At 70.1% G+C, this 25557-nt stretch carries 23 protein-coding genes; 14 read left to right on the forward strand and 9 right to left on the reverse strand.

Annotated elements, in window-relative coordinates; all coding sequences use genetic code 11:
- Nucleotides 1-129: 129 nt before the first annotated feature.
- Complete coding sequence (locus tag LIV37_RS41835; protein WP_121823869.1) at nucleotides 130-3543, forward strand: CARDB domain-containing protein; 3414 nt, start codon at nucleotides 130-132, stop codon at nucleotides 3541-3543.
- 67 nt (nucleotides 3544-3610) lie between these two features.
- On the opposite strand, the gene LIV37_RS41840 is transcribed toward LIV37_RS41835, so the two are convergent.
- Together LIV37_RS41840 and LIV37_RS41845 are read right to left on the reverse strand one after the other, a co-directional pair.
- Complete coding sequence (locus LIV37_RS41840; RefSeq protein ID WP_020873115.1) at nucleotides 3611-4690, reverse strand: NAD/NADP octopine/nopaline dehydrogenase family protein; 1080 nt, start codon at nucleotides 4688-4690, stop codon at nucleotides 3611-3613.
- Nucleotides 4691-4773: 83 nt separating this feature from the next.
- Nucleotides 4774-5700, reverse strand: coding sequence for an AbgT family transporter (locus tag LIV37_RS41845; protein WP_020873116.1), 927 nt, complete (start codon nucleotides 5698-5700; stop codon nucleotides 4774-4776).
- A 25-nt stretch (nucleotides 5701-5725) separates the two neighbouring features.
- Between LIV37_RS41845 and LIV37_RS41850 the strand changes: the two genes are divergently transcribed.
- The 7 genes from LIV37_RS41850 to LIV37_RS41880 all read left to right on the forward strand — a co-directional run bounded on the left by LIV37_RS41850 (nucleotide 5726) and on the right by LIV37_RS41880 (nucleotide 10711).
- A complete protein-coding gene (locus tag LIV37_RS41850) occupies nucleotides 5726-5947 on the forward strand; it encodes a hypothetical protein (RefSeq protein ID WP_020873117.1) in 222 nt (73 codons plus the stop codon).
- A 281-nt stretch (nucleotides 5948-6228) separates the two neighbouring features.
- On the forward strand, nucleotides 6229-7686 hold the full coding sequence (locus tag LIV37_RS41855) for a sodium:solute symporter family protein (RefSeq protein ID WP_121823867.1): 1458 nt from the start codon (nucleotides 6229-6231) through the stop codon (nucleotides 7684-7686).
- Between the two features lie 210 nt (nucleotides 7687-7896).
- A complete protein-coding gene (locus LIV37_RS41860; protein ID WP_020873120.1) occupies nucleotides 7897-8586 on the forward strand; it encodes a siderophore-interacting protein in 690 nt (229 codons plus the stop codon).
- A 73-nt stretch (nucleotides 8587-8659) separates the two neighbouring features.
- Nucleotides 8660-8839, forward strand: coding sequence for a ribbon-helix-helix domain-containing protein (locus LIV37_RS41865; protein ID WP_020873121.1), 180 nt, complete (start codon nucleotides 8660-8662; stop codon nucleotides 8837-8839).
- A 1-nt stretch (nucleotide 8840) separates the two neighbouring features.
- Complete coding sequence (locus LIV37_RS41870) at nucleotides 8841-9185, forward strand: VOC family protein (protein WP_020873122.1); 345 nt, start codon at nucleotides 8841-8843, stop codon at nucleotides 9183-9185.
- Nucleotides 9186-9206: 21 nt separating this feature from the next.
- Complete coding sequence (locus LIV37_RS41875; protein ID WP_020873123.1) at nucleotides 9207-10061, forward strand: class I SAM-dependent methyltransferase; 855 nt, start codon at nucleotides 9207-9209, stop codon at nucleotides 10059-10061.
- A 26-nt stretch (nucleotides 10062-10087) separates the two neighbouring features.
- Nucleotides 10088-10711, forward strand: coding sequence for a hypothetical protein (locus LIV37_RS41880; protein WP_020873124.1), 624 nt, complete (start codon nucleotides 10088-10090; stop codon nucleotides 10709-10711).
- Nucleotides 10712-10750: 39 nt separating this feature from the next.
- Here LIV37_RS41880 and LIV37_RS41885 read toward each other — a convergent pair whose 3' ends face one another.
- Nucleotides 10751-11353, reverse strand: a complete 603-nt coding sequence (locus LIV37_RS41885) for a TetR family transcriptional regulator C-terminal domain-containing protein (protein WP_020873125.1) — start codon at nucleotides 11351-11353, stop codon at nucleotides 10751-10753.
- A 100-nt stretch (nucleotides 11354-11453) separates the two neighbouring features.
- On the opposite strand from LIV37_RS41885, the gene LIV37_RS41890 reads away from it, so the two are divergent.
- Nucleotides 11454-12068, forward strand: a complete 615-nt coding sequence (locus LIV37_RS41890) for a dihydrofolate reductase family protein (protein ID WP_020873126.1) — start codon at nucleotides 11454-11456, stop codon at nucleotides 12066-12068.
- A gap of 110 nt (nucleotides 12069-12178) precedes the next feature.
- Entirely contained in the window at nucleotides 12179-13369 is a 1191-nt protein-coding gene (locus LIV37_RS41895) for an alginate lyase family protein (protein WP_020873127.1), read from the forward strand.
- Between the two features lie 52 nt (nucleotides 13370-13421).
- Here the strand turns inward: LIV37_RS41895 and LIV37_RS51895 are convergent, their stop codons facing one another.
- Nucleotides 13422-13991 carry a TetR/AcrR family transcriptional regulator gene (locus LIV37_RS51895; RefSeq protein WP_020873128.1) on the reverse strand — a complete coding sequence of 190 codons (570 nt, stop codon included), beginning with the start codon at nucleotides 13989-13991 and terminating at the stop codon, nucleotides 13422-13424.
- Between the two features lie 38 nt (nucleotides 13992-14029).
- Here LIV37_RS51895 and LIV37_RS41905 point away from each other — a divergent pair, with 38 nt between their 5' ends.
- Nucleotides 14030-14854, forward strand: coding sequence for an oxidoreductase (locus tag LIV37_RS41905; RefSeq protein WP_202979575.1), 825 nt, complete (start codon nucleotides 14030-14032; stop codon nucleotides 14852-14854).
- 153 nt (nucleotides 14855-15007) lie between these two features.
- A complete protein-coding gene (locus LIV37_RS41910; RefSeq protein ID WP_020873130.1) occupies nucleotides 15008-15316 on the forward strand; it encodes a hypothetical protein in 309 nt (102 codons plus the stop codon).
- A gap of 90 nt (nucleotides 15317-15406) precedes the next feature.
- Here LIV37_RS41910 and LIV37_RS41915 read toward each other — a convergent pair whose 3' ends face one another.
- From LIV37_RS41915 to LIV37_RS41925, 3 genes are read right to left on the reverse strand one after another with little or no spacing between them, the layout of a single operon-like run.
- Entirely contained in the window at nucleotides 15407-15853 is a 447-nt protein-coding gene (locus LIV37_RS41915; RefSeq protein ID WP_020873131.1) for an RbsD/FucU family protein, read from the reverse strand.
- A 6-nt stretch (nucleotides 15854-15859) separates the two neighbouring features.
- Nucleotides 15860-18754 carry a hypothetical protein gene (locus tag LIV37_RS41920; RefSeq protein WP_243146059.1) on the reverse strand — a complete coding sequence of 965 codons (2895 nt, stop codon included), beginning with the start codon at nucleotides 18752-18754 and terminating at the stop codon, nucleotides 15860-15862.
- Nucleotides 18755-18812: 58 nt separating this feature from the next.
- Nucleotides 18813-20399, reverse strand: coding sequence for a purine-cytosine permease family protein (locus LIV37_RS41925; protein WP_121823866.1), 1587 nt, complete (start codon nucleotides 20397-20399; stop codon nucleotides 18813-18815).
- A gap of 366 nt (nucleotides 20400-20765) precedes the next feature.
- On the opposite strand from LIV37_RS41925, the gene LIV37_RS41930 reads away from it, so the two are divergent.
- Entirely contained in the window at nucleotides 20766-21737 is a 972-nt protein-coding gene (locus LIV37_RS41930; RefSeq protein WP_121823865.1) for a LacI family DNA-binding transcriptional regulator, read from the forward strand.
- 72 nt (nucleotides 21738-21809) lie between these two features.
- Here the strand turns inward: LIV37_RS41930 and LIV37_RS41935 are convergent, their stop codons facing one another.
- Complete coding sequence (locus tag LIV37_RS41935) at nucleotides 21810-22706, reverse strand: geranyl diphosphate 2-C-methyltransferase (protein ID WP_020873135.1); 897 nt, start codon at nucleotides 22704-22706, stop codon at nucleotides 21810-21812.
- Nucleotides 22707-22723: 17 nt separating this feature from the next.
- Entirely contained in the window at nucleotides 22724-23998 is a 1275-nt protein-coding gene (locus LIV37_RS41940; RefSeq protein WP_243146058.1) for a family 2 encapsulin nanocompartment cargo protein terpene cyclase, read from the reverse strand.
- A 259-nt stretch (nucleotides 23999-24257) separates the two neighbouring features.
- Between LIV37_RS41940 and LIV37_RS41945 the strand changes: the two genes are divergently transcribed.
- Nucleotides 24258-25553, forward strand: coding sequence for a flavin-containing monooxygenase (locus tag LIV37_RS41945; protein WP_020873137.1), 1296 nt, complete (start codon nucleotides 24258-24260; stop codon nucleotides 25551-25553).
- Nucleotides 25554-25557 lie beyond the last annotated feature (4 nt).

The following is a 25557-nucleotide window of genomic DNA, read 5'->3' on the forward strand; positions in this document are numbered from 1 at the left end:
GTCAAAGCATCGCTGCAAAAGATAGACGAAATCGCTCAACTCTCGCACTGCGGCTGGCTCGGCACCACCGCTGCATCGTCTGGGCCTGCTGAACACCGTCATCGTCCACCAGGCGATCGGGAGGGCCTCATGAGAAGAAGACATCGCGGTCGACGGTTATCCGCCGGGCTTGTGACGGCAGGTCTGCTCGCGGTCGGGGTGCTGCCCGTGACAGCCCACGCCGCGGAGGGGGCCCGGGCCGCGGAGGGAGCGAATCTGGCGCTGGGCAGGCCGGTGACGGCCAGCGGGGCGCACGGCTCCTACCCGGCGAGCAATGTCACCGACGGCAGCCAGGCCTCCTACTGGGAGGGTCCCGCGGGCTCGTTCCCGCAGTGGGTGCAGGTCGACCTCGGGACCAAGACGGACGTCGACGAGGTGGTACTGAAGCTCCCCGCGTCGTGGGAGCCCCGCACCGAGGCCGTGAGAGTCCAGGCCAGCGCTGACGGCCAGGACTTCACCACCGTGGTTCCGGATGTGCGCGAGGACTTCTCCCCCTCGTCCGGCAACACCGTGGCGCTCGACGTCACGGCCGAGGCGCGGTACGTGCGCGTACAGGTGACCGGCAACACGGGCTGGAACGCCGCCCAGCTCTCCGAGGTGGAGGTGCGCGGGGAGGCCGGCGGGGAGAATCCGGGGGACCCGCCCGCGGGCACCAACCTGGCCCTGCGCAAGCCGATCGAGGCCTCGTCGACCACCCAGGACTACGTCGCGGGCAACGCCAACGACGGCAGTACCGCCACCTACTGGGAGGCGGGCGGCCAGTCCTCGACGCTGACCGCGAAGCTCGGCGCCGACGCCGATCTGACCGGCGTCGTCGTCAAGCTGAACCCCGACTCCGTCTGGTCCACCCGGACGCAGAGCGTTCAGGTGCTGGGCCGGGCGGCCGGACAGTCCGGCTTCACCTCGCTGAAGGACCGGGCCGACTACACCTTCAGCCCGTCGCAGAACAAGAACACGGTGACCATCCCGGTCACGGGCCGGTACGCGGACGTACGCCTCCAGTTCTCCGGCAACACCGGCGCGGGCGGAGGCCAGGTCGCCGAGTTCGAGGTCGTCGGCACGGCCGCACCCGCCCCCGACCTGACCGTCACCGGACTCGACTGGTCGCCCGATTCGCCCTCCGAGACGGACGCGGTCACCGTCGAGGCGACGGTCCGCAACGCCGGGACGGCCGTCGCGCCCGCGACCACGGTGAACGTCAGCCTCGAGGGCACGGTCGCCGGCAGCGGCGCCGTCGGCGCGCTCGCGCCGGGCGCGTCGCTGAAGGTGCCGGTCAAGGTCGGCAAGCGGCCCATGGGCAGCTACACCGTCTCCGCCGTCGTCGACCCGGCCGACACGGTCGCCGAGCTCGACAACACCAACAACAGCCGCAACGCCGCCTCGAAGCTGGTCATCGGCCAGGCCCCCGGACCGGACCTGGAGGTCACCGGCATCACCACCAACCCCGCCAGCCCGGCCGTGGGCGCCAAGGTCACCTTCACCGTCGCGGTGCACAACAGGGGCACCAGCGCCGTGCCCGCCGGGTCGGTCACCCGGCTCACCGCCGGCGGGACGACGCTGAACGGCACGGCGGCCACCATCCCGGCCGGTGGCACGGACACCGTGGCCATCGGCGGCGACTGGACCGCCACCAGTGGGGGAGCGACGCTCACCGCGACGGCCGACGCCACCGGCACCGTCACCGAGACCAACGAGGACAACAACACCTTCGCCCGCTCCCTCGTCGTCGGACGCGGCGCCGCCGTGCCGTACACCGAGTACGAGGCGGAGGACGGCCGGTACGACGGCACCCTGCTGAGGACGGACGCCAAGCGCACCTTCGGGCACACCAACTTCGCCACCGAGTCCTCCGGGCGCGAATCGGTCCGGCTCGACACCAGCGGCCAGTACGTGGAGTTCACCTCCACCACGCCCTCCAACTCGATCGTCGTCCGCAACTCGATCCCGGACGCGGCGGGCGGCGGCGGCAGGGAAGCGACCATCAGCCTCTACGCGGACGGCACGTTCGTCCGCAAACTCACCCTGTCCTCCAAGCACAGCTGGCTCTACGGCACGACCGACGACCCGGAGGGCCTGACCAACCGGCCCGGCGGCGACGCCCGGCGGCTGTTCGACGAGTCCCACGCGCTGCTCACCGACACCTACCCGGTGGGTACGAAGTTCCGGCTCCAGCGGGACTCCGGCGACGACGCGGCCTTCTACGTCATCGACCTGATCGATCTGGAGCAGGTCGCGGCACCGGCGTCCAAGCCCGCCGAATGCGTCTCCATCACCGACTACGGGGCCGTGCCGGGCGACGGCATCGACGACGCGGACGCCATCCAGCGCGCCGTCACCGCGGACCAGGAGGGCGCGATCCCCTGTGTGTGGATCCCCGCGGGCCAGTGGCGCCAGGAGAAGAAGATCCTGACCGACGACCCGCAGAACCAGGGCCAGTACAACCAGATGGGTATCCGGGACGTCACCATCCGCGGCGCCGGCATGTGGCACTCCCAGCTCTACTCGCTGATCCCGCCGCAGGAAGCGGGCGGCATCAACCATCCCCACGAGGGCAACTTCGGCTTCGACATCGACGACAACACCAAGATCTCCGACATCGCCATCTTCGGCTCCGGCACCATCCGCGGCGGCGACGGCGGCGCCGAGGGCGGTGTCGGGCTCAATGGCCGCTTCGGCAAGAACACCAAGATCACCAACGTATGGATCGAGCACGCCAACGTCGGCGCCTGGGTCGGCCGCGACTACTCCAACATCCCCGCGCTGTGGGGGCCCGGTGACGGACTCGAGTTCAGCGGCGTACGGATCCGCGACACCTACGCCGACGGCGTCAACTTCACCAACGGCACCCGCAACTCGACCGTGTACGACTCCTCCTTCCGCAACACCGGCGACGACTCACTCGCCGTGTGGGCCAATAAATACGTGAAGGACACCTCGGCGGACATCGGCCACGACAACCACTTCCGCAACAACACCGTCCAACTGCCCTGGCGGGCCAACGGCATCGCGGTCTACGGCGGCTACGGCAACACGATCGAGAACAACCTGATCTCCGACACCATGAACTATCCGGGGATCATGCTGGCCACGGACCACGACCCCCTGCCCTTCTCGGGCAAGACGCTCATCGCCAACAACGGCCTGTACCGCGCGGGCGGCGCGTTCTGGGGCGAGGCGCAGGAGTTCGGCGCGATCACCCTGTTCGCCCAGGGGCAGGACATCACCGGGGTCACGATCCGCGACACCGACATCCACGACTCCACCTACGACGGCATCCAGTTCAAGACGGGTGGCGGCGCGATGCCCGGCGTCCAGATCGGACACGTCACCATCGACAAGTCCAACAACGGGTCCGGGATCCTCGCCATGGGCGGGGCGCGCGGCGACGCCACGCTGACGAACGTGAGGATCACCAACTCGGCTCAGGGCGACGTGCTGAAGGAGCCCGGCTCGCAGTTCGTGATCAACGGCTCCGCGAACCGGTCCTCCGAACGGCGCGATTGAGCGCGGCGCCCGGGACGTCCGACCGCTGCCCCGGAAGGCGCGATGCCTTCCGGGGCGGCGGACGGCTCTACACCGCGCCGTCGATGAACGCGGCGCGGACGCCGTCGACGTCGGAGCCGAGCAGGCCCAGCGTCCGCGCCGTGCGGCCGCCGGCCACGAAGTCCTGTCCGCACAGGGCCGTGCCCAGGGCGACGAACGAGTCGGTCAGGGGCAGCGGGAGTCCGATCTGCGCGGCCAGCGAACTCCAGGTGACCAGTCCGAAGGGGATGTCCTCGGTGAAGTACCGGTGCTTGACCGAGTCGGGCTCGGGGAATCCCTGACGGCCGTAGCCCTGCACGATGCGCTCGACGAAGCTGCCCTCGGTCACCTCGTAGGCCGTGTCGAGGAACTCCCAGAAGCTGGCCGCCTTCACTCCGAGGGCGTCCGCCAGGGCGAGGCGTTCGCGGTCCAGGGCGTCGATGACCTCGGCGACGCGCGGTGTCACCAGGCTGTGCAGCGGGTGGCAGTCGGCGTCTTCGACCGTCTTGAAGTTCAGCACCGCCGGCGGAACGTGGTAGATGGGGTTGCAGTTGTTGAGCCCGACGGTCAGTGTGTCCTCGCCCGGCACGTACCGGTCGCCGAAGTACGTCCGCAGGATGTCGAGGGCCCGGGGGGTGTCCGCACTGGGTACGGCGGCCAGCGGGACGGCGTGCTTGATCGCCCCGATGTAGACGTGCGCGGGGCGGCGCAGCCGGCAGGTGTAGAGGCTGGTCGGCGTCTCCGCGATGAGGCAGGGCCGCCGGCCGGCGAGCGTGAACATGCGGGCGAGCTCGACGCCGCTGCCGAGCACGCCCGGCTGGAACAGGACGAGCTGGTCCGGCTCGAGGACGGACGCGAGTTCCTGGGACAGATAGGCGTGCGCGAAGGCGGGCGCCGCGACGATGACCACCTCGGCGCCGCCGACGGCCTGCCCGAGGTCGGTCGTCAGCACCGAGGGGGTGCCGCGCCCCTCCACGTCTCCGGTCATGTCGATGCCGTCGTTGGCCTTGATCGGTTCAAGATCGCGGCCCCACCGGTCGAAGATCCGTACGTCGTGTCCGTTGCAGGACATGTGGCCGGCGATGGCCTGGCCGACGTTGCCCGCGCCGATGATGGCGATGCTGCCCATGGTGAGTGACTCTTCCGTGTCGAAGTGGTGGGGGAGTGGGCCCGGCGGTGCCGAGCGGTGCGCGTGCTGAAGTGGCGGTGGCGTCATCTGACGGGCACCCCTGGACCGAGCGGAATTCCCAGCGCGTACCAGAGGGCGAAGAAGGACGACCACGAGACGAGTACGGCGAGGGCCACGGGAACCGTGAAGGACAGCATGGTCCCGATGCCCGCGCCCTTGCGGAACTGCTGGAGGAATCCCAGGGCCAGGACGAAGTAGGCGTTCATGGGCGTGGTGTTGGTGACCGAGTCCCCGATCATGAAGGAGACCATCGCCGCCTGGGGCGAGAGCCCGATGAACATCGCCAGGGGGACCACGACGGGGGCGAGGATGGACCACATCGCCGAACCGCTGCTGATGATGATGTTCAGCCCGCTGATGGCCAGGATGATCACGAGCAGGATGATGAGGTGGGGCGCGTCCAGGGACTTCAGGAGCCGGGCGCCCTCGACGGTGATCACATTGCTGATGCCGGTCCAGGTGAAGTACGCGAGGAACTGCGAGACCACGAAGAACAGCACGATCACGGGGACGAAGGACTTCACCCCGTCGGCCATGGCGGTGGGGACGGCCGACAGCGAGGGGATCGTGCCCACCTGCCTGCCGTAGACGATGCCGAGGACCGCGAACAGCAGCGAGATGAACACGGCGATGTTCACCACGACCACGGACTGGACGATGCTGCCGCCCGCGCCGCGGAACGGGGACCCCGGCAGCAGGAGCGCGGCCACCGCCAGGACGTAGAGCAGGAGCACCGCGCCGGACAGCCGCATGGCACGCTTCTCGACGGCGCTCAACGTGAACGAGGAGGGGGCCCCGTCGGCCGGCCCGCCGTGCCGGGGTGCCTCGCCTTGGGCGGTGGTGTTGAAGAGCCTGTCGGCGGCCGCGTCGTCCTCGGGCGTCGGTACGAACTCGGGCCGCAGGGCCAGGACGCGGTCGACGGTGAGGGCGATGACGGCGGCGAGGAACACCGCGCGTGTGTCACTGATGATTCCAATGATCAATACGCTGCACGAAGAGATCGAGCGCTTCCTCAACCTCCGGGGTGAACTCGGCCGGCCCCCTTACACAAGCGTCAACCACGGACGGTTGGTCGAGGCGATCCGGACGGGCTCGGAGGACGAGATCAGGCAGGTCGCCCTCGAAGGCATCGAACGCTCGCGCCAGTACATGCTGGACACCCTGCTGTCCGGAGGGAACGAGACCCCGGCGCGGTAGCGGCAGGGCCGTTCCGTACGAGTGCTCGTGGACCTGGCGGCCCCGAGTGTGCTGTCCATGTGCGCCGGACATGGATCGGACACCGGTACCGGAACCGCCGCTTTCCGTAATGACGCGGAAATGCCCGCCACCGCCGATGGAACCGGAATGGTGAACAGCGTTCTGTGGGGGGTTTATGTCAAAGACCACCTTTCCGGGTCCCGTTGACGTCATTCGACGGCAGCCTTGCCTCACTCTTCGGAGTCGGCCGAGCGCCGGAATCGTCAACTCAAGGAGAAACGGTGTCGTCTTTCCAGATCGTTGCTCTGATGGTGGTGGCCTACATCATCCTCATCGCAGGGGTGAGCGTCATAGCCCGTAAGGCGGGCGCGACTTCGGAAGGGTTCGTCCGCGGTGGCCGGGTCTTTCCCGCGGCCGTGATCGGTCTGTTCATGGCTTCCGAAGTCGTGGGCACCACGGCCAGTATCGGGACGGCCCAGGGGGCCTTCACTTACGGAATCTCCGCTGCCTGGAACCTCGGCGCCCTGGGAATCGGGTTCGTCGTCTTCGCCGTGTTGTTCGCGAAGCGATTCAAGCAACTCGACGAGGTGACCATCTCCGGCGCCCTGGAACGGGGATACGGAGCGGGCGTGCGGAGAGCGGCTTCCGTGATCATGATCGTATCGCTCCTCCTGGTGGCCACCGCGGCCTATGTGAGCGGCGGAGCGATGATCTCGGCTCTGCTCAGGATCGATGCCAACTGGGCCGTCGTGATCGTTGGCGTTCTGTCGAGTGTCTACGTGGTGATCGGAGGCATGCGCTCCGTCATCTACACCAACCTGATCAACGTCTTCGTCAAAGTGGTGGGGATCGTCGTCGTCGCGGTATCCGCGTACTCCGCCGCGGGAGGCTACGAACGCATCAGCGTCTCTTTACCGTCGAAGATGCTCGACTGGGACGGAGTCGGCTGGAATCAGATAGGCGCCTGGCTCATCGCGGGCGGAGGCGCCATGTTCGCGACGCAGTACGTAGTGCAGGCGATGACCGTGGTCGACAACGAGGCCAAAGCGCGGAACGCGGGCTTCTACACCAGCCTCGTCCTGATCCCTTACGGCATCCTCGCGGCACTCATCGGTGTCTGCGCGGCCGTGGTGCACCCCGACATCGACAGCATCCAAGCACTTCCGTCCATGGTCGTCCGGCTCAGCCCGCTTCTTCAGGGCATCGCGGTAACCGGACTGATCGCGTCAGTGTTCGGCCTCATATCCGCCCTGACCATCGGCGCTTCCACTCTGCTGCTGAAGGACTTCTACCAGCCGTATTTCAACCCGTCGGACAACGAGCAGAAGGCCGTGCGATTCGCCCGGCTCGCCACCCTCGGCTGCGGGCTGATCCCGGTGGCGGCGGCCCTGGGCGCATCGGATGTGCTCGGCATGACGTTCCTCGCCAAGGCGCTCCGGGCCTCCCTGGCCGTGTTCGTCGTCCTGATGTTCCGCCGGCCGTCGTACGGCTCCCGGCAGGGTGCCCTGGCCGCCCTCTGCCTGTCCCTGCCCGCGGTCATCGGCTGGTACGCGGCGGGTGACCCCTTCGGCATCGACAACGCGTACATCGCCATCCTCACCCCCCTGCTGGTCATGACGATCGCCCAGCTCAGCGGGCGAGGCGCCAAGGCGAGCGCACCCATCGCCCGCACCCCCTCGGCGGCGGCCGCCGCATCGGCCGCGGACCCGTCCCGGGAGACGGCGCACACGGACACATGAGGACCCTGACGAAGAACCGACAAGGCGTTCTCGCACTCGCGGAGAACCCGGCGGTCAAGGTCGTGATCAAGATCTTGGTGCGGCCCTAGGCGCGAGCCACCGCCAAGTCGCGAACTATCGCATGCGATCGAGAACGCGTACTATCGCGTTCTGGTCGGTCGTGGCCGCCCAACTCCCTCCGCATGCCCCCGACTTCCGAGGAGCAGTCCCATGCCCACCCTGCTGGACCCGGTCCTGGACCTGCTGATGCTCCGCGGCACCGTCACCGAGGCCGAACCGATCGCCGCCCGTATGCGGCGGCTGCGCGTCGAGGGCGACGCCCTCGCCGGGCTCGACGTCCGCCCCGGACAGCAGGTGCGCGTCCTGGTCGGCTCCGGGCTGACCCGTCGTACGTACTCCGTGTGGCGCTACGACCCCTCCGGCGCCGTCGAGCTGTGCGTGCTGGACCACGCCGGAGCGGGGCCGGGGGCGCGCTGGGGTGGGAGCGTCGAGGTCGGCGCGCGGGTGCGGCTGGGCAAACCAGAGGGGTCGTTCACGCTCCGGTCCGAGGCCGCCCACCACGTCTTCGTCGGGGAGGAGACGGCGTCCGTCGCCTTCGGCGCGATGCTGGCCGCACTGCCGCCCGGGGCGCGCGTCTCCGGCTGCGTGGAGACGGAGACGGCCGCGGACCGGCTGCCGCTGACCCACTCGGATCGCCTCAACTGGCTGACCTGGGGCGGCACTTCACTCCCGGACGCGGTGCGGCGCCTCGCCGCCGAGCCGGGCGGGATCGCCTACGTCGCCGGGGAGGCCCGGACCGTGCAGCGGGTGCGGCAGGTGCTCGTCCGGGAGGCGGGCTGGGACCGGCGCGCGGTGCTCACCAAGCCGTTCTGGGCGCCGGGGAAGCGGGGGCTGGAGTAGGAGCCGACTCTGGACGGTTCGCCGTGGCCGCGCCTGTCGTCTCCTAGCTTGCTAGGATGCTAGCATCGCACTCGTGGGTGACAGAGAAGTCAAGCAGTTCAACGTGTACCTGCCGATCGAGCTGATCAAGCAGGTCAAGTACCACTCCATCGAGTCGGGCATGTCGTTGTCGGCGCTGGTCGCCGAAGCGTTGCGCGCCTACCTCGACGACGCCCATGAGCACGAACGGCAATCGACCGAGAAGGAGAGCTGACATGGCGACCGAAGGAATCGAGGCCGTGTTCCTGACGACCCACAACTGGGGTAAGTCGGCGAGGTTCTTCCAGGCGCTGGGGTACGAGCTGGAGTTCGCCACCGACCACAACTCCGGCCGGCTCCGCAACGGTGACGGGCCGTACGTCTTCATCTCCGAGGTCCCCGAGGACCGAGAGCCCCAGACGCGGATCGTGCTGAAGGTGGCGGACGCGGACGCGTTCCGTCCCGACCCCGCCGTCGAGGTGGTCACGCCGTTCGAGGACACCCATTACGGGACCAGGGAGATGACCGTCCGCGACCCCGACGGGCGCCTGTGGAACCTCCAGGCCCCCGGCCGGAACTGACCACGACGAAAGGGGAACCCCGTGGACGAGCGGACCGGGGCGCCGGACAGTACCGCGGTACGGACCGCCCTCTGGCGGGCGATGCATGTCCGGGTCGACCCACCGCCACATGTGCTCGAGGACGAGATCGGCCTGCGGCTGGCGGCCCCCGACGCCGACTGGCGCCGCCGCCCCGACATGGACCCGGACGCCACCAGAGGGTTCCGGGCGGCGATGGTGGCCCGCGCCCGTTTCATCGAGGACCTGATCGCCGAGCGGGCCGGCCACGGCGTCACCCAGTACGTCATCCTGGGAGCCGGCCTGGACACCTTCGCCCAGCGCAGGCCCGAGACCGCCTCCCGCGTACGGGTCTTCGAGGTCGACCAGCCCGGTCCGCAGGCATGGAAACGCCATCGCCTGGAAGAACTCGGCTATGGCGTCCCCGACTGGCTGCGCCTGGTGCCGGTCGACTTCGAGGCGAGCGAAGACTGGCTGAAGCAGCTGGCCGCGGCCGGTTTCGAGACCGGCAGACCCGCGGTCATCGTCTCCACCGGCGTCACCATGTACCTCACCGAAGACGCCACCGCGGCCACCCTGCGCCAGATCGCCGGGCTCGCACCCGGCTCGACGCTCGCCATGACCTTCCTGCTGCCGGCCGAACTCCTCGACGCCGCCGACCGCCCCGGCCTGCGCGCGAGCAAGGAAGGCGCGCAGGCGGCCGGAACGCCGTTCATCAGCTTCTACAAACCGCCCGAGATGCTGGCACTGGCCCGCGAAGCCGGTTTCAAGGACGTCCGGCATGTGTCGGGAGCCTCGCTCGCCGAGCGCTACTTCGCCGATCGCACCGACGGTCTCCGCCCATCGAGCGGAGAAGATCTGCTGCTGGCCACCACCTGACCTGCACGACCGGATAGCGTCCCTCCATGGCGATGCAACTCGTGCCCTTTGACGCCGTCCTGGTGGACCGCATGGTCGAACTCGCGCACCTGCCCTGGAGCCTGCGGGCGTTCGAGGACGCCTTCGCGCGCAACGGCTGGCGCGACGGCGAGGACCCCGAGGCGCCCGGCGTGGGGTGGGAAGAGCCCTGGTGGCTCGGCGGGGACGAGCTGGTGGACGACCGGTGGCTGCTGCTCGGGGAGGCCCCCGGATGCCGCCGCCGGACGGACGACCCCACCGTGGTCTGCGACCATCCCGACTGCCGCACGGGCGCTTATGTCGAGTACCCGTTCGCGTACTTCACCGATCCCGACGACCCGGCGGAGTGGGACAACGAGTTCGGCCCCTTCCACAGCCGGCCGGACGTGGACCCCGAGGCCACGGCCGACGATCTCGCGGCCCGGTACGAGCGGGTGGCCGGGATGCTCCGCGCACGCCTCGGCGACCCGCTGCCGGAGGGCGCGTACCGGCACCCCGAGGACGAGCGAACGGTGTACCGGTGCCTGGCCTGGGAGCGGGGTCACTCCTGGGTGTTGCTGATCGTCGCCGACGACCCGATCACCTACGGCGCCTACGACCGGGCGGGCATCCAGGTGCGCCCGAGGGCCTGACCGTGCGGTGCCGCGACCGGTTCCGGAGCGATCCGGGCCTCAGGGGGCGCGCAGTGCCCGGCGCCAGTGGTCGGTGACGGTGTGGCGCAGCCGTGCGGTGTCGACGGTGCCGGGGTCGAGGAGGTGCTGCAGTCCGATCCCGCGCAGCTGTCCGAGGAGCGCGATGGCGACGTCGTCGGGGTCGACGTCCGGGCGCACGTCGCCGTCGGCGATCCCGGCGGCGACGTCGATGCGCAGGTCGGAGCGGAATGCCTCGTCGCGCTCGCGGAAGATCGGGGCCAGTTCGGACGCGGTGGCCGCTTCGGCCCACAGCAGCAGGAAGGCCCGGTTCATCGTTCCGGCGTCCCCGGAGGCGCCGATGTAGCCGTCGAGGAGGCGCAGGAGCCGGTCCAGCCCGGGTGGGAGGTCCGCGAGCCCGGGGACGAAGCCGCTCTGCGTCGTACGGGCCAGTCGCTCGATCAGGGTCTGCTTGGACCCGAAGTGGTGGGTGACGATCCCACGGCTGTACCCCGCTTGTTCGCCGACCCGCGCCAGCGTCAGCGACCGCACACCGTGCTCGACGACGAGTTCGGCGGCGGCGTCGAGCAGCGCGGCTTCGGCCTGGGCGCGGCGCTCCTGCTGGGTGCGGCGAGTGGTGACCATGTGGATGACCCTAACCAGTAACTTGCGTGTTGACCGGCAAGTATACGAGGCGGGCGTACCGGAGCGATGATTTCGGGCGGCGGATCGGGTCCGCCCTGACATGACTCGAATCATCGCTGACATCTCGGTCTCCCTCGACGGCTTCGTCACCGGGCCCGGCCCCGGCCCGGACAGCGGCCTGGGCGCCGGCGGCGAGGCCCTGCACACCTGGGCGTTCTCCGACGACCCCGACGACCGCCGGGTCCTGCGCGAGGCGACCGTCCGCTCGGGCGCCGTCGTCCTCGGCCGCCGGCTCTTCGACGTGGTCGACGGGCCGGGCGGCTGGGACGACACGATCGGCTACGGCGCCGGCGAGGTGGGCAAGCCCGCATTCGTCGTGGTGACGAGCTCGCCACCGGAGTCGGTGCGGCTCACCGACCTCGACTGGACGTTCGTCACCACCGGTCTGCCCGACGCCGTCGCCGCCGCGCGCGAGCGCGCCGAGGCGGCGTCGTCGGACAGCGGCAAGGATCTCGACGTCATCCTCATGGGCGGCGGCGCCACGGTCGGCTCGGCGATCGGGGCCGGGCTGGTCGACGTGGTGTCGCTGCACCTCGCGCCCGTCGTACTGGGCGCCGGAACGCCACTGTTCACCGGCGGAGCGCAGCGCACACTGGTCCAGCGGAGCGTGACCCCGACAACGACCGCGACACACCTGACCTACGACGTCCTCTGACGATGTCCGGCGTCGTGCATTGACATGTTCAGGCGCTGTCCTTATGGTCCAGGCCATCCTGTCCGTATGTGGGAACTGTGTTCTCATCCATGAACAGAAGGGGTCATCGGATGGCACGAACCAGAACCGCGTTACTCAGTGTCCTCGCCCTGCTGGCCGGTCTGCTGAGCCTTCAGCTCGGCGGACCGGCCGCACGGGCCACGGCCGCGCCGGCCGCCTTCACCCACCCCGGGGTGCTGGTGAGCCGGGCCCAACTCGACTACGCCCGCTCGAAGGTGCAGGCCGGCCAGCAGCCCTGGAAGGCCGCATACGACGACATGCTGGGCAGCTCCTACGCCTCGCTGTCACGCACCCCCCAACCGCGCGCCGTCGTGGAGTGCGGCTCGTCGTCCAACCCCAACCACGGGTGCACCGAGGAGCGCCAGGACGCCATCGCGGCGTACACCGACGCGCTCGCCTGGTACTTCACCCGGGACAGCAGATACGCCAAGAAGTCGATCGAGATCATGGACGCCTGGTCCTCCACGATCACTGATCACACCAACAGCAACGCCCCGCTCCAGTCCGGCTGGTCCGGCGCCACCTGGCCGCGCGCGGCCGAGATCATCAAGTACACCTACGACGGCGGCTGGCCGGGCGCCGGACGCTTCGCCACCATGCTGCGGGACGTGTACCTCCCCGAGGTGATCAACGGCGCCGCCACCAAGAACGGCAACTGGGAACTGGTGATGACCGAGGCGGCCATCGGCATCGCGGTCTTCCTCGATGACCGCTCCGCCTACGACAAGGCGGTCAGCACCTACCTCGACCGCGTCCCGGCGTACGTATATCTGACCAGCGACGGCGACCTGCCCAAGCCGCCCGCGGACAGCAGCATCGACACCGAGGCCGAGATCGTCAAGTACTGGCAGGACCAGAGCACCTTCGCCGACGGCCTCGCCCAGGAGACCTGCCGCGACTTCGGGCACACCGGCTGGGGCATCGCCTCCATCGCCGACATCGCGGAGACCAGCCGCATCCAGGGCCAGGACCTCTACCCGAAGATCCAGGACCGGCTGCGCTACGCACTGGGCTTCCACACCGCCTACGAGAACGGCACCGCCGTGCCCTCCTGGCTGTGCGGCGGCTCCGTCAAGAAGGGCCTGGACCAGGTCACCGAGGTCGGCTTCAACGCCCTCCACAACCGCCTCGGCATCAGCATGTCCAACACCCAGAAGTACACCGAGGCCCACCGCCCGTCCGGCACGGACAACTACTTCAACGCCTGGACGACCCTCACCCACGCGGACAACCCGTCCTGACCGGGCGATGCCCCGGCCCCCCGCCGTCACAGGGGGGCCGGGGCGCGGCAGGTCACGCGCTCTCGGATCCGATCAGTGAGCGGGCCACCGCGAGCGCCGCCTTGTGGCGCTCCGCCTGTCGGCCGCCCAGTTCGCGTCCGCGTGCCGCGGCCATGATCACGGCGGACAGGGCCAGCCGCCCGCGCATCGTGCCCTCGGGCCCTTCGCCGGTGGCCAGCGCGCGGATCAGGTCGTCGAGCCGCAGTTGGAGTGTGCGCGCGGCGGGCAGTCCCCGCAGGGCGTGCTCGTTGAGCTGGGCGCACACCAGTGAGGCGCCGTGTTCGCCGCGGACCAGGGCGCCGAACCGCTCGACGGCTCGCATGCGGGTCGCGGCGGAAGGCGGATCGGCGCGCGCGGACTCGATGACGACGTCGAGCGCCGGGAGCAGTTCTTCGTAGGAGCTGGTGAGCAGTTCCTCCTTGTTCGCGAAGTGGTGCAGGACCGCCTGCCTGGTGACGCCCGCCTGCCTGGCGACCTGGGTCAACGAGGTCAGCTCATAGCCCTGTTCGGTGAACAGCTCCAGCGCGATGGCCCGTACGCGTCGACGCGTGTCGGTGCGCCTTCGATCGGCTTGCTCTTCCATGAAAACTGCCTTACTGGTAAGTCAGGTATTCTGGCCGCATGAACGGCACAGAGAGCAACGTACCTGCCGGTGGGAGCGGTGTGCCCGCGGCGATTCCCGACGAAGGGCTCGCGGGGCGGCGCGCGCTGGTCACCGGCGGCAGCCGCGGGCTGGGCGCGGCCATCGTGCGGCGACTCGCCGCCGCGGGCGCGACCGTGTTCGCGACGGCCAGAACGGCACCGCCCGAGGGATCACTGCCGGCGCGGTTCTTCACCGCGGACCTCGCGGACCCCGACGGAGCACGACAACTGGCGGAGCGGGTGCGCGACGCCGCCGGCGGAGTGGACATCCTCATCGACAACGCCGGCGCCGGCAGCGCCCCGGAGGACACGCTGACCCGGCAGCAGGAAACCTGGCGGTCGGACCTCGAGGTCAACTTGCTGTCCGCGGTCCGGCTGGACCAGGAACTGGTCCCGGGCATGGTGGAGCGTGGCTCGGGGGTCGTGGTGCATGTCTCGTCCATCGCGAGCCATCTGCCACAGCCGGGCCAGGCCGCCTACGCGGCGGCCAAGGCCGCCATGAACAGCTACAGCCGTTCGCTGGCGGCCGAGGTCGGCCCGGCCGGGGTGCGGGTGGTGTGCGTCCTGCCGGGCTTCATCGCCACCCCGGGGGCGATCGCGCACCATCAGAAGATCGCCGACAGGCAAGGGGTTTCACTGGAGGAGGCGCAGCGCGATCTCGCGGCGCGGCTGAACGTGCCGATGAACCGCCCCGGAACCCCGGAGGACGCCGCCGAGTTGGTCGCGTTCCTGGTGTCGGAGCGGGCGCGCTGGCTCACCGGATCCCAGTTCCGCGTCGACGGAGGCATCCTCGCTCAGGTGTGAGGCCCGGCCCCGTCACGCGGGCGGACGCGTGGGGCCGTCCCCGGCCAGCGCGTGCACGACGTTCGAGTGTTGGTCTTGACGAGGCTCGAGCGGAGGGTGCGACAACGGGCCTGGCGACCTGCTCCGGTCGTATCCACACCACGGGAGGCTCTCATGGTTCGTGCAGGCCGTCTGGTCACCGCTGCCGTCGCCGCCGCGGCGGCGCTCCTGCCGCTGGGGGTGTTGGCGGCTCCCGCCCATGCCGACGACGAGGCGTGCGTCGAGTACCTCGCGGGGCAGGGGCAGGACGATGACGCCATTCAGGAAGCGTGTGAGGCCGGTGCCGCGGGGAACGGCCCGGAGTGCCTGAGCACTCTGGTCGCACAGGGCATCGCGCCCTCGCGCGCGGCCCAGGCCTGTGCGCTCGCGGGCCGACCGTCCGACGACGCCGCGCCACGGTCGCTCGACCGCCTTCAGGGCTGAACCGCTGAGGCGTGTTCATGAAGGACCGGCATGGGTCCGACCCCGCCACTGATGGGGGGCGGACCCATGCCGGTCCACTGAGACTTGGTTTCAACGCTCCGGAGAGAACTCCGGGAGCACGCCCTTGGTGAGCAGGAAGCATCCGTACGGCCTGTCCTCGCCCGTGATGACCACCGCGAACGCGGAGCGGGCGCGGGCATAGAACGCGTGGCGCTCGACCGCCTCCACCGCGACCGGGCGGCCCGACGCCTCCTCCGCGGCGGCGATGAAGTCCGTCTGCACGGGCGGCTCGGCGGTGGCGTCGCCGACGACCCCCATCCTCGCGACGGGCTCGGGGATGAACGTGTCGAGCGGCAGCAGCCCGAGCACCGCCCGGCCCGCCGAGACGACGTCGGTACCGTCCAGCCGGATCACACGGTCGTTCACGGAGTGCGCGGGGAAGTTCCGGTCGACGATGGCGACGGTGTCTCCGTGTCCCATCTGTGCGAGCGCGTACAGCAGGTCCGTGGTCAGGAGCGGGTCGAGTCCCTTGAGCACGATGGATCACCTTTCCGTGATCGAGGATGAGCGGGTGCCGGAGCCGGAACCGTCCGGGGACGCACCGGGGTTCGGAGTCTGGAGCGCGTGGCGCAGCAGTGGCGGCGCGAGCAGCCCGCACGGCTCGGGCTCGGCGCGGAGCCCGGTCCCGGAGTAGTAGCGGTTGGCCGCCGACGGCGCGACCCGGACGCGGAGTTCGTTCCCGCCGGGCCGCAGCGTGTCGGCGGGGATCGTGACGCGGTACGGCGCCCAGGCGCGCTCCGCCACCCGCAGGCCGTTCACGGACACGGCCACGGCTCCGGCGACGTCCGGGAGCGTCAGCTCCAGGGGGACCGGCGTGTCGAGATCGATCTGCCGCACATAGTCGGCGGTGCCCGCGAACGCCGGAAGGCCCTGGCGCTCCCAGCCGCATGTCACCGCGATGTCGCGGCGGGCGCCCGCCTCCTCGTACGAGTCCTCGGCGACCTCGAGCCGCCAGCCGGATTCGAGCGCCGCCGGTGCCGACCACTCCGGTGCCGACCACTCCGGTGTGCCATGACCGGCCGCGGCCCCGGAATCCTCCGTGGCGTCCGCCCGGCCGGAAGCGGGCCCCGCGTCTCTGCGCACGCGCAGCAGGCGCAGCGCGTTCTGCTCCAGCCGCAGCGCGACCGGGTTCCCGGCCGCTCCGAGGGTGCGCACGGTGCCGTCGGCGGCCTCCCATTCCTCGATGTGCCAGGGCCCGTCGGGGAGCAGGAGTTCCACCGTCCCTTCGGCCTCGGTGAAGCACGCGAAGCGGAAGCCACCGGCCGTGTCCGGGCCGCCGCGCCAGCGCACCGGCGAGCCCGCGGGCACGCGCAGTGTCGGCTCAGTCCGTCCACGCCGTGCGGCGAGCCCGCGCAGGACCGCCTCCTCGGGGACCGCATGGAACATCTCCACGGCGGGGGCGAGGTCCGCCCAGTCCTCGGCGGCGGTCTGTGGGCCCTCCTGGTAGACGGTGGGCGTCGCGCCGCCGGCGAGCACCCGTACGCCCGATTCGGTCAGGCGGCGGAGTCGGCGCAGCGATCCGGCCGAGCGCAGCGTCGTCACGGCGGGGAGCACGAGTGCCCGGTACCGGCGGTCCCCGAACCACACCGCGCCTTCCGCCACGGTGGCGGCGTCGAGATCGCGTTCGTCCACGAGGTGGAAGCCCACCCGGGATTCGGTGAGCGCGCGGGCCCAGTCGCCCACCGCCGACGCCTGCTCGCCGAGCTGACCCGCGGTCCACACCGTACGCAACGGGTACAGGACCGCCACGTCGCTCTGAGGTGAGACCGGTTCGAGGAATTCGCTCAGCCGCGCGCTCTCGAGCGCGAACCGCGGGTGGTGTTCGGCGAACCACGGCTCGAAGTTGATGCCCGGGGGGAAGTCGAAGCGCGGATTCCGCAGCGAGTCGTGATCGTCTCCATGGCCGTGGGTCTGGTAGAAGCCGTGGAAGATCATCTGCCGCATGCCCTGCAGATGGTGGTTGATCGCCGTTGTGCGCAACTCTTGCAAGGTGAGCCCCCAGTGGCCGGACCACGGGGTCCCGCCCTCGGGCGGGGTGACGAAGTACTGCTCGACCATCGTCCCGCCGCGGCCGTGGTGGCGGGCGACCGAGTCGCCGAACACGGGGCTGAGCTGCACCAGGGCGTCCTGCGCGTCCACCGCGGTGAGGTCGCGGTAGCCGTCCACGCCGAAGTGGTCGAGCCCGAAGTTCACGCGCAGGTCCCAGTTCGCGAACGCGGTGTCGAGCGCCCAGCCGCCGACGTGCCCGAGGACTTCATGGCCGGACTGACGCAGACCGTGGGCGTGGCTCCAGGCGCGCAGCTTGCCGAGGAACGTCTCCATCGCGTAGCCGCTGAAGTGCTCGTAGAACTGGGCGCGGAGGCTCAGCCGCTCCGGGTCGTCCCCGTCGAGCACGGCGGCGAGCACTTGGGGCGTCCGCCCGCCCCAGCGCTCCCGGATCGAGACGGCCAGGCTCTCGTGGAACGGCATCGCCGAACGCAGGTCTCCCGTGCGCTCCGCCCAGTCGTAGTACACGGCGTGCGGCTGGTCGAAGAACATGTAGGCGACGGTGGAGCCGAAGAAGTCGCCCAGGGCGTCGGCGAAGGGCTGGTAACCGGCCTCGATGAAGCGATCGACCGCGACCGGGTCGACGGGGTTCACGAGCCGGGAGGTCGCGCAGCGGGCGGAGACGAACACGATCGCCTCCGCGCCGTCGGGCACGGGCTCGGCGAGGCGGACCCGGCACCCTTCGGCGGCGCCGTCCACGCGGTCGACGAGTTCGGGCCGCTCGGCGGCGGTGCCCTGCCCTCCTTCCACGGCTTCCACGTCCACGGTTTGCGCGGCTCCCACGGCTTCCACGACGACCGCGTACTCGACCCGCCAGTCGGCCCAGGCGACGACGCCGCCCTCGTAGTGCCAGTCCATCGCGGCCGGGCCGAGGTTCTCCGTCGCCGAGCGGATCCCGCTGAGCGAGCCCTCGCCCGCGCCCGCGGGGATCCGCACCCAGAACAGATGCCGTTCGCGCAGCTCGTCGTGTCCGGTCACGGCCCGGCCCGCCGCGTGACCGGTCTGCCAGTTGTAGTCGTCGTAGATGCCGACGATCATGCCGAGCCCGGCGGCCGTTTCGACGGCCGTACGGCACGCGGCGAGGTAGTCGTCGTCCAGGTAACCCTCGATCGGGTACGACAGCCGCGCCTGCACCTGGAAGCTCCGGATCCCGGCGTCGTGCATCTGCCGCACCTGGTCGCGGATGGTGTCCCCGTCGGGCAGCCGGTGCCAGAACCAGTAGGCGGCGGGTGCGTGCCAGGGGTCCGGGTTCCGGAATCGGTGCAGCGCGGTCTCATGCGCGGACGAGGCGGACGAGGCGGACGAGGCGGGCGGAGCGGGCAAGGCGGACAAGGGGGTCAGCTCCTCGATCGGCGGCGGGACCCGCGCGGGTCCCGCCGCCACGGGTCGGTCAGCGTTCGGTGAAGTCGGCCGCGTTCCTGCCCGCCGCGCTCTTGTCGGCCGCGTCGGGGGCCGGAACCTCGACCCCGCCGTTCCCGCGAGCGGCGTCTCCCGCGGTCACGAGCGAGTAGTCGGGCTCCGGATCCAGCCGGAGCGCGAACGTGAGGGTCGCGTAGAGCGCGGCGCCGAGCGCCAGGGCGATGACGATGCCGAGCCCGCTCGACCCGAACACGCCGGTACGGCCCTGCTCGGTGAGGAGGAATCCCGTGATCTTCGCGAAGTTCGGGTCGGAGCTGGTCACGAGGCCGAGGCCGACGACGGTTCCGGAGACGAGGCTCAGAATCGCCGTCCAGCGCCCGTCGCGGCCGCCGTAGCCGCGCGGGTTCGCCATGTCGGTGTTCCAGCCCATGCGGCGCTGCCGGATGAAGTCGATGAGCTGGATGCCGCCCATGGTGCCCATCATCACGGCGATGAGCGACAGGAACGACTGGAACGTCGCGAGGAACGAGGTGGAGATGAACAGCAGGTAGAAGGCGCCCGCCGCGATGATGACCGCGTTGATCGCGGTCGTCACGGAGCGGCGCAGCGGCACGCCGACGGCCATGAGCGCGAGGCCGGAGCTGTACATGCCGGTGATGGCGGCCGAAACGAGCGAGATGACGATCACGACGGAGAAGGGAACGAAGAACCACATCGGCAGGAGCGCGGTGAGCGCTCCGATCGGGTCGGACGCCGTGGCCGCACCGAGCTTGGAATCCCCGCCGACGAGAAGCGCGCCGACGGCGAGGAGGATGACGACCGGCAGGCTGAGCCCGGTGACCGTCCAGCTGATCACGCCGCGCGCCGGGGTGTCGCGCGGGAGGTAACGCGCGAAGTCGCCGCCGTAGTTGAGGAAGCCGAGGCCGACGAGGGTCATCGCCATGATGATGCCGCCGATGAACACCAGCGGTCCGCCCGCGGGGGTGTCCCCGAGGTGCGCCCACTCGATCTCGGGCACCATGAATCCGAGGAACGCGACCGTCATGATGCCGGTCACCCACGAGATCCAGACCTCGACCTTCATGATGAGCTCGTGGCCGAGGACGGAGACCGTCATCGTCAGGGCGAGCACGAGCACGAACCACAGCACGATCGTGGACGTGGCGCTCGACCCGTCCGTGTCGGCGAACACCGTCGGCCACAGCTTCGCGAACAGGTTCGCACCGGTGGTCGAGGCAAGGGTGATGATCGTCACCTTCCAGCCCATATTGGACAGGTAGGCGAAGAACGCGGGGATCCTGTTGCCCTTCATGCCGAACGCGAAACGGGTCTGGGCGAGGGTCGGCAGTCCGGTGCGGGGCCCGCCGACCGCGAGGATGCCGACGAGGGTGGCCGAGATGAGGTAGCCGACGGTCCCGGCGACGATCGTCTGCCAGACGTTCAGACCGAGGCCGAAGACGAAGATGCCGTAACTGATGCCGAGGATCGAGATGTTCCAGGCGAACCACACGGCGAACAGGCCGCGCGGCTTCCCGCGCCGTTCGGCATCGGGAACGGGATTGACGCCGTTCGATTCGACGGTCGTGCCTCTACGGCCTTGCTGAGCCTCACTGCTCATGGCAGGGCGCCTTTCGACGTATGGCGATGTGGGGAGGGGCGGATGGTTGCGCTCGGGGAAATCGTGGGTTCGCGTTCGGCGAGGCGCGTCGACCGCGTCCGGGGACGGCGCGGCTCCGCGTGCGACATGAGACCTGCGGTGTGCGGTGTGGCGGTGTCCGCCGTCGCGCCCGCGGTGGAGGCGTGTACGGCGGTGAGGCGGAGGGCTAAGCGGCGGGGTGTGCCGCTAAACCGCCGGTGTGGCGGTCGTGGGGTACTCTCGCCGGGAAAACCATTTCCGAACCCAAGCATGTCGGCCCCTGCCGCGTCAATGGGTCGCCGAGACCGTCCTGATAGCATCGGCCGGCAGGAATCAGGGGAGATCAGGATGGGCGCGCGCATAGGCTTGAAGGACGTGGCGCTGCGCGCGGGGGTGTCAGTGCCGACGGCGAGCCGCGTGCTCTCCGGCGTTCAGCGCAATGTCGATCCCGAGCTGGCGCTGCGGGTGCGGAACGCATGCGAGGAACTGGGCTACCGGGTGAACGCGGCGGCGCGGGCGCTGCGGATTCAGTCGACGGATTCCCTGGCCCTTGTCGTTCCGGCGATCGCGAACGCGTACTTCGCGGAGCTGGTGTCGGCGTATTCGCGCCGCTTGGACCTCGAGGGCAAGCGGCTGGTGACCATCGACACGGGCGAGAGCCCGGAGACCGAGCAGCGCCAGCTCGGCGCCATGGATCGGGTACTGGTGGACGCGGTGCTCGTGGTGCCCGCGGCGTTCGAGCGGAGCGGCGAGGCGATCACGGAGCTCGCGCGGTCCAACCGCGTCGTGCAGGTCGACCGCCGGGCACGAGGCGTCGAAGCGCCGTCGGTACGGCTCGACAACGCGGCGGGGGTCCGCCTGCTCGTGGAACACCTGCGGGCGCGGGGCCGCCGCAGCATCCTGATGGTCGACGCCCAGGAGGACTCCTCGTCGAGCATCGAGCGCACGGCCGCGTTCCGCGCGCTCGCCGGACCGGACGACCGGGTGCTGGAAATGCCGAACTTCACGGTGGCGAGCGGCACCGACGCGGCGAGGCTCCTGCTCGCGAACCCCGGCGACACAGACGCGATCATCTGCACCGCCGACACCGTCGCGCTCGGCCTGCTGACGGCGCTTCAGCACGCCGGTAAACGGGTGCCTGCCGAATACGCGATCACGAGCTTCGACGGTACGTACATCTCCGACACCGCCGCGCCGGGGCTCACCACCCTGGGCTCGACCGCCGAGCGCATGGTCGAGGCCTCCCTCGCCCTCCTCGACGGCGGCAGCGATGACGTCGTCCTGACACCCGAGCTCGTGGTCCGCGGTTCCAGCGGCTGACCGCGTTCCCGGGCGGGAGCATGAGCGCCCTCCGGGCCCCATGCCCCCGACTCACGGAATGGCGGCCGACGATCAGACGCGGTCGGCGGCGATGAGCAGGTACTGGAAGGAACCGTCCTTGTAGGAGTTGATGAACGCCTTCTCAATGCCTGTGACCAGTGAGGACGTGGCCCGCAACTCCCAGTAGGGCAGGGTCGCGGGAGTGAGGTCGATGACGGCCTGCGGTACGAGGCGGTTGTCTGCCATGGCGCGCAGGTATTCCCGGCGGGAGTGGATATTGCACTCGAAGTGCGCGTTGATCTGGGAGACGTACTTCGAGGGCTGGCCGTAACGCGGGTTCCAGCAGCCGGTGATGGTCACATAGCGCCCGCCGATCGCGAGGATGCGGGAGTGCTCGGCGAAGAGGTCTTCCAGGTCCACGTACATGGTTGACTCGTTGTTCCACGAGGCCGCGGCCCGCCCGGTCTCGAAGGGCGTACCGAGCATGTCGCAGACACGGGCGCGGACGTGGTCCTCGATGCCGAGTTCGCGGGCGCGCTGATTGGCGAAGTCGGCCTGCTTGGCCGACAGTGTGACGCCCTCGACCCGGCATCCGAAGCGCTGGTGGGCCATGACCATCGAGCCGCCGCGGCCGCAGCCGGCGTCAACGAGTGTGTCGTCACGTTCAATGGGGCCGAGGTGGTCCAGGAGGAGTTCGGCCTGTGCCGACTCCAGGCGGTGGAGCTCGGCGATCAACTTCTTCTCGTATGTGCTGTCGCCGGCGTCGCCGAGGGCGGTGCGGTCGACGTCTCCGATGCCGTAGTGGTGGTGGTAAAGGCCGTCGACATCGCCGAGACGCAGGTTCACCGGCCTGGCCTCGCGGTCCCAGTAGCGGGCGATGTCCCCCTGGTAGGGACTCGCCGGGGCCGGGATGAACATGGAAGCGCCGGCGGAGGTGGCGACGTCGGCGCTGAGGTCGGTGCTGGTCACAGATGGTTCCATTCTTCTTACCAGAAATCGGGCAGGCTGTAGCGGAAGGTGTTGGTCTGGTGCCAGTAGTGGTTGCCGTCAACCCACGCGGCCACGCCCCGGAGAAAGCGCCGCAGGGCCGGGACGGGGAAGGCGACGGCCACGGCCGCGGCTTCGGCCTCGAAGTCGTGCATGAGGTCGTTGTGGACCTCGACCGCCTTCAGATAGGCGTCGCGTTCGGAGCGGCCCTCGCGTTCGGCGATCACCACGGGCAGGTTCAGATGCCGCCCCGGACTGGCGAGTTCCTTGGTGTACGAGTACAGGTCGTTCACGATGGTGGTGGCGTTTCCGGCGAGCGCGATGACCCGCTGCATGGCGGGCTGGGCGTGCAGGTCGGCCGGTAGTTCATAGCCGCCGACGGTGTCGGTGATGGTGGGGCACGGACGGAAGTTGTTGAACTGGCGCATCGCCAGGTACTCCCACACCTCGGGGACGTGGTCCGTCTGAGCCCAGGCGGCCTCGGCGAGGTACCCCATGTGCAGCCGGGCCATGTCGTGCCGGAACCGGTCGGCCTGGGAGGGAGTGGACGCCCGGACGAAGTACTCCATGGCGGACCGGTAGGCGCGCCGGGGCGCGTCCGAGTGGAGCGACTCCGCCCATCGCGGCTGGTACTCCTGCGTGGTGTGCAGGGCGTCAAGGGCGGTGTGCGCCAGCAGCAGGCGTCCGCCGAGGCCGATGGGCGAGCCTCCGTGGTCCTCGCAGTAGCAGTCGTCCACCGCGTTCTCCGCCACCATCAGGCGCGTGGCGAGCATCAGGTGGTCGACGGTGGGAGCGTCCGGATGGCAGGCGACCATGTAACGCCCCACGGAGAAGCCGTCGAACTGCTCCTCCCACTCCTCGGGGTACAGGTCGACCTCGTCCAGTGCCCAGGCCTTGATCCTGCGGCCGACCTCCTCCACCCGCACGGGGTCGGGCTCCGGCACCGGGTGGTGGTACAGGCCCGGGATCGGGTCGCCTTCCGCTGGAACCGCCGACGGCGCCGGTGGCGTCGGCGGCTCCTCGCGCCGGACCAGGCGCAGGCCCGCCGTGCCGAGGCCGCTCGGACCACGCAGGATCCGTTCGACGTCGGCACTCGCCGATTGCGGAGAGGAAGGCTCGGGGGCGGGCATGCATGGCTCCTCGGTGGGCTGGGCTGGGGTGGGGTGGCTGGTGTGCGTGTCACCGGGAAAGAGGAAGGGGCAAACATTCAGGAATCCGTCCAGATCCGCAGGAACACTAGCGGCTGGTGCACCCAGTTGGCCCTGAGAAGCCATTGACGTTAACTCGATAAGATGATCTAGTCCCGCGCGATGTTTGCCCGGGTGGCCGACGGTCCCCGGCGCGGTTCGCCGCCGCGGGCGCGCTCACCGACTCGGCTCGTCCTCGGTCGAGGATTTTCTGAATCTGTAAATCAGATCGCCTTCCACGGAAACATCTGTTGGACAGAACTACGGCCATGTCCAAGGATCCCTCGTGCGGTGGCCCGGTCAACGCGACACCGGGATGGACCACCGCCTGAGTGGAGGCTGAACGTTGAGTGAAGAGACCGAAGTAGTCGTCGTCGGGGCGGGCCAGGCGGGCGTGGCGATGAGCGAGCACCTGGGGGCCCACGGTGTGCCGCACATCGTGCTGGAGCGGCACCGTATCGCCGAGCGGTGGCGGTCGGAGCGGTGGGATTCCCTGGTGGCGAACGGGCCCGCGTGGCACGACCGGTTTCCGGGGCTGGAGTTCTCCGACGTCGACCCCGGCGTCCACCCCGGCGCCTTCGCCTCGAAGGACCAGATCGCGGACTACTTCGTCACGTACGCCGAGAAGATCGGTGCCCCGATCCGGTGTGGTGTCGAGGTGACCTCGGTGCGCAAGCCCCCCGGTCGGCCCGGCTTCCGGGTCGAGACCTCGGAGGGCCCCATCGACGCGCGCTTCGTCGTGGCCGCGACCGGGCCGTTCCAGCGGCCCGTGATCCCGCCCGTCGTCCCGGACGGCGCCGTTCCCGTGCAGCTCCACTCCAGCGCGTACCGCAATCCGGAGCAGCTTCCCGAGGGCGCGGTCCTCGTGGTCGGGGCCGGGTCCTCGGGGGTGCAGATCGCCGACGAGCTGCGCCGGTCCGGCCGCAGGGTCCTCCTCTCCGTCGGCCCGCACGACCGTCCCGCCCGCGAGTACCGCGGACGTGACTTCTGCTGGTGGCTCGGTGTGCTCGGGCGCTGGGACGCGGAGACGCCTCCCCAGGGCGCCGAACACGTCACCATCGCGGTCAGCGGCGCCCGCGGCGGCCACACCGTGGACTTCCGCGCCCTGGCCGCCGACGGCATCGAGCTCGTCGGCCTGACCGCGTCCTACGACGGCGGCGTGCTGCGCTTCGCGCCGGATCTCGCCACGAACATCGCGCTCGGCGACGCCAAGTACCTCGAACTCCTCCGGGCGGCCGACGAGTACGTCGAGCGCAATGGGCTCGACCTCCCCGAGGAGCCGGCCGCCCACGTCCTCGGGCCGGACCCGGCAGGTGTGGCCGACCCCCGGCTGGAGCTCGACCTGGCCGGGGCCGGGGTCACCTCGATCGTCTGGGCGACGGGCTTCGCCACCGACTACAGCTGGCTCGAGGTCGACGCGTTCGACGAGCACGGCAGGCCGGACCAGCGGCGCGGCGTGTCGTCCGAGCCCGGCGTCTACTTCCTGGGCCTGCCCTGGCTGTCCCGCCGCGGATCGAGCTTCATCTGGGGCGTCTGGCACGACGCCCGATACGTCGCCGACCACATCACGACCCAGCGGGGCTACCTCGCGTACGGCACCGGCGACCGGCCCGGCGCCACGCCGGCCGCCTGGAAGAACTGAGGAG

Origin of the sequence: Streptomyces rapamycinicus NRRL 5491, from assembly GCF_024298965.1 — a bacterium.
GTDB classification, from domain to species: Bacteria; Actinomycetota; Actinomycetes; order Streptomycetales; family Streptomycetaceae; genus Streptomyces; species Streptomyces rapamycinicus.

Coding starts and splice junctions, on each gene's coding strand:
- LIV37_RS41835 (WP_121823869.1), top strand. CDS start 130: ATGAGAAGAAGACATCGCGGTCGACGGTTATCCGCCGGGCTTGTGACG.
- LIV37_RS41840 (WP_020873115.1), bottom strand. CDS start 4,690: ATGGGCAGCATCGCCATCATCGGCGCGGGCAACGTCGGCCAGGCCATC.
- LIV37_RS41850 (WP_020873117.1), top strand. CDS start 5,726: ATGATCAATACGCTGCACGAAGAGATCGAGCGCTTCCTCAACCTCCGG.
- LIV37_RS41860 (WP_020873120.1), top strand. CDS start 7,897: ATGCCCACCCTGCTGGACCCGGTCCTGGACCTGCTGATGCTCCGCGGC.
- LIV37_RS41870 (WP_020873122.1), top strand. CDS start 8,841: ATGGCGACCGAAGGAATCGAGGCCGTGTTCCTGACGACCCACAACTGG.
- LIV37_RS41880 (WP_020873124.1), top strand. CDS start 10,088: ATGGCGATGCAACTCGTGCCCTTTGACGCCGTCCTGGTGGACCGCATG.
- LIV37_RS41885 (WP_020873125.1), bottom strand. CDS start 11,353: ATGGTCACCACTCGCCGCACCCAGCAGGAGCGCCGCGCCCAGGCCGAA.
- LIV37_RS41890 (WP_020873126.1), top strand. CDS start 11,454: ATGACTCGAATCATCGCTGACATCTCGGTCTCCCTCGACGGCTTCGTC.
- LIV37_RS41895 (WP_020873127.1), top strand. CDS start 12,179: ATGGCACGAACCAGAACCGCGTTACTCAGTGTCCTCGCCCTGCTGGCC.
- LIV37_RS51895 (WP_020873128.1), bottom strand. CDS start 13,991: ATGGAAGAGCAAGCCGATCGAAGGCGCACCGACACGCGTCGACGCGTA.
- LIV37_RS41905 (WP_202979575.1), top strand. CDS start 14,030: ATGAACGGCACAGAGAGCAACGTACCTGCCGGTGGGAGCGGTGTGCCC.
- LIV37_RS41910 (WP_020873130.1), top strand. CDS start 15,008: ATGGTTCGTGCAGGCCGTCTGGTCACCGCTGCCGTCGCCGCCGCGGCG.
- LIV37_RS41925 (WP_121823866.1), bottom strand. CDS start 20,399: ATGAGCAGTGAGGCTCAGCAAGGCCGTAGAGGCACGACCGTCGAATCG.
- LIV37_RS41930 (WP_121823865.1), top strand. CDS start 20,766: ATGGGCGCGCGCATAGGCTTGAAGGACGTGGCGCTGCGCGCGGGGGTG.
- LIV37_RS41940 (WP_243146058.1), bottom strand. CDS start 23,998: ATGGCTTCTCAGGGCCAACTGGGTGCACCAGCCGCTAGTGTTCCTGCG.